This window comes from Streptomyces sp. NPDC057854, from assembly GCF_042797055.1.
Lineage (GTDB): Bacteria > Actinomycetota > Actinomycetes > Streptomycetales > Streptomycetaceae > Streptomyces.
In genome coordinates this window covers 1-2,173 of record NZ_JBHVMF010000056.1, presented here as the reverse complement: position 1 = coordinate 2,173, position 2,173 = coordinate 1, and the positions used below count along the sequence as shown (strand labels likewise).

Sequence of the window (2,173 nt, the reverse complement as noted above, 5' to 3'; positions counted from 1 at the left end):
GCCGTCGTACGTCGGAGCAGGTGGTCCAGAAGATCACGGCGCTGTCCGCCGACGGGCGGACCCGGATCGTCGACCAGCCGCCCGTCACGCAGCACGTGGACACGGCGAGCCTGGACGAGCTCACGACCCTGTTCGAGGCGTACCGCGAGCCGCTGCGCGCGGACGCGCGCCTGCTGCTGAGCCAGTTCACGGTCGTCGACTTCGTGCTGCGCGTGGTGGGGGTCGGCAGCGTGGGCACCCGCTGCTACATCGTGCTGCTCGAGGGGCCCGCGGGGGAACCGCTCGTGCTCCAGGTGAAGGAGGCGACGAGGTCCGTGCTGGCGACCTACGGCGGGATGGTCGACGCGCTGCCCTCGGGTCTGGTGCCGGCAGGGAGCGTGCCCGCCCAGGGGCGACGCGTCGTCGCCGCCCAGCGGATCCTCCAGGCGCAGTCGGACCCGTTCCTCGGCTGGACCACGGTCGAGGCGCCGGGTCGCACGGGGCGGCCCCGCGTCGACTTCTTCTGGCGGCAGTTCCGCGACATGAAGGGGTCGGTCGAGCTCGACCGGCTCTCCGCCGCGCAGTTCGTCCGGTACGGCGAGCTCTGCGGGCGCGTGCTCGCCCGCGCGCACAGCCAGTCGCCCGGCACCCGCGTGGCCCACGGGTACCTCGGCCGCTCCGACGCGTTCGACGACGCGATCGCGCGCTGGTCGTGCGCGTACGCGGACGTCGTCGAGCAGGACTTCGCCGCGCTCGAGGCGGCCGTCGCGAGCGGGCGGCTGCCCGCGGAACGGGGCACCTGAGACGACGCGCCCGACCGTAGGCTGAGCGCCATGACGGACGACGCCGGGCTGCCCGGTCCCGAGACGCCCGCGCCCACCGACCCGCCGCGCGGGACGGCGCGCGTCGCGGTCGAGTACTGCACGCAGTGCCGGTGGCTCCTGCGTGCCGCGTGGGTCGCCCAGGAGCTGCTCCAGACGTTCCGCACCCGTCTCGGCGAGGTCGCGCTGGTGCCGGGGACGGACGGCGTCTTCCGCGTCACGCTCGACGCCGGAGACGGTCCCGTGCTGCTGTGGGACCGCAAGGCCGACGGCGGGTTCCCCGAGATCCCCGACCTCAAGCGGCGCGTGCGCGACGCCGTCGCACCGGACCTCGCGCTCGGGCACACCGACCGGGCCGCCGCCCGGTCCGCCGGCGTGGGCGAGGCCGCGCCCGTGGAGTGACGCTCCGGGCGGCTCAGGTGCTGAGAGGCGGTTCGACGAGGTCCCACGGCATGCCGTGCAGGTCCTCGAACACCGCGACCGTGCCGTAGGGCTCGTGCCGCGGCTCCTCGCGGAACACCACGCCGTGCGCGAGCATGCGTGCGTGCTGGACGGCGAAGTCGTCCGTCTCGAGGAACAGCGCGACGTCACCGTCGGCCTGCCGTCCCAGGACGTCTCCCGTCGTGGGGACGAGGACGAGGCCGGTGCCACCGTCGTCCGGCCCGACGACGACGCGCCGCCACGACCCGCCGACCACCTCGTCCTGGCGGACGGCGAACCCGATGGCGTCGACGAAGAACGCGATCGCCTCGTCGAGGTCGCGGACGAGGAAGGTGACGTCGGAGATGCGCAGCATCCCGGCAGGCTAGACCACAGGGCCCGGAGGGCGCGGCGTGCGCTCAGCCCTTCTTGGTGCGGGCCGCGGCGAGCCGCTCCTCCTCGGCGCGGACCTTCTTCTGCACCTCGCGCTCGGTCGCGAGCCACGCGGGCGGGTCCTGGCGCAGCGCGTCGATCTCCTCCGTCGTCAGCGGCTCGGTGAGCCCGCCGCGCGTGAGGCCGGAGATGGAGACGCCCAGGCGCCCCGCGACGACGGGTCGCGGGTGGGGGCCGTTGCGGCGCAGGTCCGCGAGCCACTCCGGCGGGTTCTTCTCGAGCTCCTCGAGCTGGGCCCGCGTGATCGTGCCCTCCTGGAACTCCGGCGGCGTGGCGGGCAGGTACACCCCGAGCTTCTTCGCCGCGGTGGCGGGCTTCATGGTCTGCGCGGACTGCTTGGGGGTCATGGGCTCCAGGGTAGTCGGCCGGTCGGGTGTCGGCGGCGCGCCTAGGCTGGTCGGGTGGACGACGACGCGGGCACGGCCCCCGAGGTGACGAACGGCGAGACCCCCGACGACGGCGGTGCGGTGCGGCGGTTCCGGCTCGCGTACGTGCCGGGC

At 74.7% G+C, this 2,173-nt stretch carries 4 protein-coding genes; 2 read left to right on the top strand and 2 right to left on the bottom strand.

Annotated features, from left to right (window positions below):
* On the top strand, positions 1–782 hold a 782-nt coding region (locus ACFVQZ_RS36410; RefSeq protein WP_383629171.1), incomplete at its 5' end, for a DUF2252 family protein.
* A gap of 30 nt (positions 783–812) precedes the next feature.
* A complete protein-coding gene (locus ACFVQZ_RS36405; RefSeq protein ID WP_378234342.1) occupies positions 813–1,202 on the top strand; it encodes a SelT/SelW/SelH family protein in 390 nt (129 codons plus the stop codon).
* 13 nt (positions 1,203–1,215) lie between these two features.
* On the opposite strand, the gene ACFVQZ_RS36400 is transcribed toward ACFVQZ_RS36405, so the two are convergent.
* Both ACFVQZ_RS36400 and ACFVQZ_RS36395 read right to left on the bottom strand, forming a co-directional pair.
* Positions 1,216–1,596 carry a VOC family protein gene (locus ACFVQZ_RS36400; protein WP_378234341.1) on the bottom strand — a complete coding sequence of 127 codons (381 nt, stop codon included), beginning with the start codon at positions 1,594–1,596 and terminating at the stop codon, positions 1,216–1,218.
* A gap of 43 nt (positions 1,597–1,639) precedes the next feature.
* Complete coding sequence (locus ACFVQZ_RS36395; RefSeq protein WP_378234340.1) at positions 1,640–2,020, bottom strand: DUF5997 family protein; 381 nt, start codon at positions 2,018–2,020, stop codon at positions 1,640–1,642.
* Positions 2,021–2,173 lie beyond the last annotated feature (153 nt).